A 6,291-nucleotide genomic window follows, 5' to 3' on the forward strand; every position below is an offset into this window, starting at 1 on the left:
GCACTTACAAAATCGGTTGTAATTTTCATTTTTATACGCATTCTTACTGAGATTATACTAATAAGAGGAATAGTAAAAGCAATTCTAAGTAAAATTGCAGATAAGAGGTTTGTTAAAAGCAGTTCTCAGTAAAATTACAGATAAGAGGTACGTTAAAAGCAGTTCTAAGTAAAATTGCAGATAAGAGGTACGTTAAAAGCAGTTCTAGGCAAAATTGCAGATAAGAGGTGCGTTAAAAGCAGTTCTCAGTAAAATTGCTGATAAGGGGTAAGTTAAAAGCAATCCTAAGTAAAATTGCAGATAAGGGGTACAGAAAAACTAGACTTGATTACAAAATGGAGCTTGGGACATAAATGATTTTTTAAAAATGAGATGAGACGTAGATTAACTCCATAATCAATACGAATCTATCGACTTCTTTATTTATGATATTCATCTCTTTTTAATGGAAATAAAAGTGCGATTAATGTGATAATACAGTTACGTTAATTAAAAAAATAAAAATGCAAGGAGAGGTAATATGCTAACTGTATATGGACATAGAGGATTACCTAGTAAAGCTCCGGAAAATACAATTGCATCATTTAAAGCTGCTTCAGAAGTAGAAGGTATAAACTGGTTGGAGTTAGATGTTGCAATTACAAAAGATGAACAACTGATTATCATTCATGATGATTATTTAGAACGGACTACAAATATGTCCGGGGAAATAACTGAATTGAATTATGATGAAATTAAAGATGCTTCTGCAGGATCTTGGTTTGGTGAAAAATTCAAAGATGAACATTTGCCAACTTTCGATGATGTAGTAAAAATAGCAAATGAATATAATATGAATTTAAATGTAGAATTAAAAGGTATTACTGGACCGAATGGACTAGCACTTTCTAAAAGTATGGTTAAGCAAGTGGAAGAACAATTAACAAACTTAAATCAGAATCAAGAAGTGCTCATTTCAAGCTTTAATGTTGTGCTTGTTAAACTTGCAGAAGAAATCATGCCACAATATAACAGAGCAGTTATATTCCATACAACTTCGTTTCGTGAAGACTGGAGAACACTTTTAGATTACTGTAATGCTAAAATAGTAAACACTGAAGATGCCAAACTTACTAAAGCAAAAGTAAAAATGGTAAAAGAAGCGGGTTATGAATTGAACGTATGGACTGTAAACAAACCAGCACGTGCAAACCAACTTGCTAATTGGGGAGTTGATGGTATCTTTACAGACAATGCAGATAAAATGGTGCATTTGTCTCAATAGAAAGTTAGAGGTGAGTCTTACGTTTCAGTGACGGTAGACTTACCTTTAACATGTTACATACTAAAAAATTAATTTGAATAAGAAAGAGAGACATATATGAAATACGATGATTTTATAGTAGGAGAAACATTCAAAACAAAAAGCCTTCATATTACAGAAGAAGAAATTATCCAATTTGCAACAACTTTTGATCCTCAATATATGCATATAGATAAAGAAAAAGCAGAACAAAGTAGATTTAAAGGTATCATTGCATCTGGCATGCATACACTTTCAATATCATTTAAATTATGGGTAGAAGAAGGTAAATACGGAGAAGAAGTTGTAGCAGGAACACAAATGAATAACGTTAAATTTATTAAACCTGTATACCCAGGTAATACATTGTACGTTATCGCTGAAATTACAAATAAGAAATCCATAAAAAAAGAAAATGGACTCGTTACAGTGTCACTTTCAACATACAATGAAAATGAAGAAATTGTATTTAAGGGAGAAGTAACAGCACTTATTAATAATTCATAATAAAACAGTGAAGCAACCATCGTTACGGATTGCTTCACTGTTTTGTTATTCATCTATATCGTATTTTTTATTACCGTTCTCATATAGCTCATCATACACTTTACCTGAGATTTTGGCATTGTAGCTAGCCATTCCTTTATCTTGTACATCTTTAACATTAATAGCCATCATCATGTTTGGATTATCTTTATCATATGATATAAACCACCCAATTTGTCTGCCAGTTTCTCCTTGTTTCATTTTGAGTTCTGCAGTACCGGATTTGCCAATTAAGTTTGCATAAGATCTATAAATATCTTCTTTATGTGTTTTATTTACGACTTGTTGCATACCATCAGTTAATAGATTGATATTTTCTTTGGAAATAATATTTTTCTTCCAAACTTTGTTTTTCGTGTCTTTTAATAAGTGAGGTGCGTTAATATTGCCATTATTTTCTAATGCGCTATAGATTGAAAGGATCTGTACTGGGTTAATCAGTATTTCACCTTGTCCGTAACCTGAATCAGCTAATAATATTTCATTATCTAAATTTTTGTTTGAAATTTGAGCATTATAAAATGGATAATCACTTGGTATATCTTCACCAACACCTAGTTTTTTCATGCCTTTTTCAAATTTCTTACTGCCTAATTCGAGTGCTACTCTAGCAAAGAAAATGTTATCTGATGATTCTATTGCTTGTTTTAAGTCGATATTACCATTTACCACTTCATATCTTGTAACGTTGTAACCACCCCAAGATTTATCTTTTTGCCAACCTTTACCATCGATTTTATAACTTGTTTTATCGTCTAATGTTTTGTTATTTAACCCAATCATTGCTGTTAATATTTTTTGAGTTGAACCTGGTGAAGTTGTAATCTGGAACTTGTTGAGCAGAGGTTCTTTTTTATCTTCGGTTAATTTATTATATTCTTCGTTACTCATGCCATACATAAATGGATAGACGTCATATGAAGGTGTGCTTACAAGTGCTAATAATTCACCTGTTTGAGGGTGGATAGCAGTACCTGAGCCATAATCATTTTTCATGTTGTTATAAATACTCTTTTGAACTTTAGCATCAATAGTTAGTTGAATATCTTTGCCATCTTTTTTCTTTTTCTCTATTAATGTATGTGCGATTGTATTGCTATTATCGTCAACGATTGTGACACGATAGCCATCTTCATGTTGGAGCTTTTTATCGTAAAGTTTTTCGAGTCCCTTTTTACCAATAACTGCATCATCTTTATAGCCTTTATATTCTTTTTGTTTTAATTCTTCAGAGTTAATGGGACCAACATAACCTAATAGATGTGAAGTCGCTTTTCCTAGAGGATAGTTACGACTTTCTGTTTCATTAGTTGTAAGATGAAATTTTTTTGCGAAATCACTTAAATATTCATCCATTTTTTTAACGGTTTTAAGTGGAACGAAGGTATCATCTTGTACCCAATTTTGATCCATTTGTTGTTTGATATAGTCTTCAGAAATACTTAGTTCTTTAGCGATTGCTTTATAATCTTTTTTAGATACATTCTTTGGAACGATGCCTATCTCATATGCTGTTCCTGTATTGGCCAATTCCACATTGTTTCGGTCTAAAATTTTACCACGTTCTGATTTTAAATTTTCAATATGTATGCTTTGGTCTTTCTGCATTCCTGGAATAATGACGCTATGATCCCAATCTAACTTCCACATACCATCTTCTTTAACAAAATTAAATTGAACGTTGCGATCAATGTTACCGTAGTTTGTTTTAATTTTATATTGAGCATCTACTCGTTTTTTATTTTTAGATACTTTTTTTATTTTACGATCCTGAATGTTTATATCTTTAACGCCTAAACTATTATATATTTTTATCGGACGTTCAGTCATTTCTACTTCACCATTATCGCTTTTAGAAATATAACTGCTATCTTTATAAACTTGTTTGAAATTTTTATCTTCAATTGCATCAATAGTATTATTAATTTCTTTATCTTTTGAAGCATAAAAATATATACCAAACCCGACAACTACAACTATTAAAATAAGTGGAACAATTTTTATCTTTTTCATCAATATCCTCCTTATATAAGACTACATTTGTAGTATATTACAAATGTAGTATTTATGTCAAAATAATGTTATAATTTTTGTGATATGGAGGTGTAGAAGGTGTTATCATCTTTTTTAATGTTAAGTATAATCAGTTCATTGCTCACGATATGTGTAATTTTTTTAGTGAGAATGCTCTATATAAAATATACTCAAAATATTATGTCACATAAGATTTGGTTATTAGTGCTCGTCTCCACGTTAATTCCATTAATACCATTTTACAAAATATCGAATTTTACATTTTCAAAAGATATGATGAATCGAAATGTATCTGACACGACTTCTTCGGTTAGTCATATGTTAGATGGTCAACAATCATCTGTTACGAAAGACTTAGCAATTAATGTTAATCAGTTTGAGACCTCAAATATAACGTATATGATTCTTTTGATATGGGTATTTGGTAGTTTGTTGTGCTTATTTTATATGATTAAGGCATTCCGACAAATTGATGTTATTAAAAGTTCGTCATTGGAATCGTCATATCTTAATGAACGACTTAAAGTATGTCAAAGTAAGATGCAGTTCTACAAAAAGCATATAACAATTAGTTATAGTTCAAACATTGATAATCCGATGGTATTTGGTTTAGTGAAATCCCAAATTGTACTACCAACTGTCGTAGTCGAAACCATGAATGACAAAGAAATTGAATATATTATTCTACATGAACTATCACATGTGAAAAGTCATGACTTAATATTCAACCAGCTTTATGTTGTTTTTAAAATGATATTCTGGTTTAATCCTGCACTATATATAAGTAAAACAATGATGGACAATGACTGTGAAAAAGTATGTGATAGAAACGTTTTAAAAATTTTGAATCGCCATGAACATATACGTTATGGTGAATCGATATTAAAATGCTCTATTTTAAAATCTCAGCACATAAATAATGTGGCAGCACAATATTTACTAGGTTTTAATTCAAATATTAAAGAACGTGTTAAGTATATTGCACTTTATGATTCAATGCCTAAACCTAATCGAAACAAGCGTATTGTTGCGTATATTGTATGTAGTATATCGCTTTTAATACAAGCACCGTTACTATCTGCACATGTTCAACAAGACAAATATGAAACAAATGTATCATATAAAAAATTAAATCAACTAGCTCCGTATTTCAAAGGATTTGATGGAAGTTTTGTGCTTTATAATGAACGGGAGCAAGCTTATTCTATTTATAATGAACCAGAAAGTAAACAACGATATTCACCTAATTCTACTTACAAAATTTATTTAGCGTTAATGGCATTCGACCAAAATTTACTCTCATTAAATCATACTGAACAACAATGGGATAAACATCAATATCCATTTAAAGAATGGAACCAAGATCAAAATTTAAATTCTTCAATGAAATATTCAGTAAATTGGTATTACGAAAATTTAAACAAACATTTAAGACAAGATGAGGTTAAATCTTATTTAGATCTAATTGAATATGGTAATGAAGAAATATCAGGGAATGAAAATTATTGGAATGAATCTTCATTAAAAATTTCTGCAATAGAACAGGTTAATTTGTTGAAAAATATGAAACAACATAACATGCATTTTGATAATAAGGCTATTGAAAAAGTTGAAAATAGTATGACTTTGAAACAAAAAGATACTTATAAATATGTAGGTAAAACTGGAACAGGAATCGTGAATCACAAAGAAGCAAATGGATGGTTCGTAGGTTATGTTGAAACGAAAGATAATACGTATTATTTTGCTACACATTTAAAAGGCGAAGACAATGCGAATGGCGAAAAAGCACAACAAATTTCTGAGCGTATTTTAAAAGAAATGGAGTTAATATAATGGATAATAAAACGTATGAAATATCATCTGCAGAATGGGAAGTTATGAATATCATTTGGATGAAAAAATATGCAAGTGCGAATAATATAATAGAAGAAATACAAATGCAAAAGGACTGGAGTCCAAAAACCATTCGTACACTTATAACGAGATTGTATAAAAAGGGATTTATAGATCGTAAAAAAGACAATAAAATTTTTCAATATTACTCTCTTGTAGAAGAAAGTGATATAAAATATAAAACATCTAAAAACTTTATCAATAAAGTATACAAAGGCGGTTTCAATTCACTTGTCTTAAACTTTGTAGAAAAAGAAGATCTATCACAAGATGAAATAGAAGAATTGAGAAATATATTGAATAAAAAATAAAATTGTTGTGTTTACAACAATACATAGAAAACAGAGGAAACAATCAAGTCGTTGAATATTTCCTCTGTTTTTTAGTTGAAAAAATTAACCGAAAGCCTGAATGCAAGTCTTGATTAAATCAATAATGCTTGTAATAACACCAGTGAAATCCATATGCATACCCTCTTTCTATTTAAGATACATTAAGTATAAGGTTCTGTTGCAAAGTTGAATTTATAGTAT

At 29.9% G+C, this 6,291-nt stretch carries 6 protein-coding genes; 4 read left to right on the forward strand and 2 right to left on the reverse strand.

Translation table 11 applies throughout. From position 1 onward, the window contains the following. Positions 1–520: 520 nt before the first annotated feature. Together HMPREF3239_RS04005 and HMPREF3239_RS04010 are read left to right on the forward strand one after the other, a co-directional pair. A complete protein-coding gene (locus HMPREF3239_RS04005) occupies positions 521–1,264 on the forward strand; it encodes a glycerophosphoryl diester phosphodiesterase (protein WP_000958858.1) in 744 nt (247 codons plus the stop codon). A gap of 96 nt (positions 1,265–1,360) precedes the next feature. Then, the gene (locus HMPREF3239_RS04010) at positions 1,361–1,789 is read left to right on the forward strand and encodes a MaoC family dehydratase (protein ID WP_000872606.1); all 429 of its coding nucleotides are present in this window, start codon (positions 1,361–1,363) and stop codon (positions 1,787–1,789) included. A gap of 45 nt (positions 1,790–1,834) precedes the next feature. Here HMPREF3239_RS04010 and mecA read toward each other — a convergent pair whose 3' ends face one another. Then, entirely contained in the window at positions 1,835–3,844 is a 2,010-nt protein-coding gene (mecA, locus tag HMPREF3239_RS04015; RefSeq protein ID WP_001801873.1) for a PBP2a family beta-lactam-resistant peptidoglycan transpeptidase MecA, read from the reverse strand. A gap of 96 nt (positions 3,845–3,940) precedes the next feature. On the opposite strand from mecA, the gene mecR1 reads away from it, so the two are divergent. Together mecR1 and mecI are read left to right on the forward strand one after the other, a co-directional pair. Next, the gene (gene mecR1, locus HMPREF3239_RS04020; RefSeq protein ID WP_000952923.1) at positions 3,941–5,698 is read left to right on the forward strand and encodes a beta-lactam sensor/signal transducer MecR1; all 1,758 of its coding nucleotides are present in this window, start codon (positions 3,941–3,943) and stop codon (positions 5,696–5,698) included. Continuing rightward, positions 5,698–6,069 (forward strand): mecA-type methicillin resistance repressor MecI, encoded by a 372-nt coding sequence (gene mecI / locus HMPREF3239_RS04025; protein WP_000369214.1) that lies wholly within the window; start codon positions 5,698–5,700, stop codon positions 6,067–6,069. The genes mecR1 and mecI overlap by 1 nt, the downstream gene beginning before the upstream one ends. A gap of 84 nt (positions 6,070–6,153) precedes the next feature. Here mecI and psm-mec read toward each other — a convergent pair whose 3' ends face one another. Further along, positions 6,154–6,222, reverse strand: coding sequence for a phenol-soluble modulin PSM-mec (psm-mec, locus tag HMPREF3239_RS12265; RefSeq protein ID WP_014532405.1), 69 nt, complete (start codon positions 6,220–6,222; stop codon positions 6,154–6,156). Positions 6,223–6,291: the final 69 nt, after the last annotated feature.

Origin of the sequence: Staphylococcus sp. HMSC34C02, from assembly GCF_001838705.1 — a bacterium.
Lineage (GTDB): Bacteria > Bacillota > Bacilli > Staphylococcales > Staphylococcaceae > Staphylococcus > Staphylococcus borealis.

Excerpts from the sequence above, each read along its gene's own strand:
- HMPREF3239_RS04010 (WP_000872606.1), top strand. The coding sequence starts at position 1,361 with ATGAAATACGATGATTTTATAGTAGGAGAAACATTCAAAACAAAAAGC.
- mecI (WP_000369214.1), top strand. The coding sequence starts at position 5,698 with ATGGATAATAAAACGTATGAAATATCATCTGCAGAATGGGAAGTTATG.
- HMPREF3239_RS04005 (WP_000958858.1), top strand. The coding sequence starts at position 521 with ATGCTAACTGTATATGGACATAGAGGATTACCTAGTAAAGCTCCGGAA.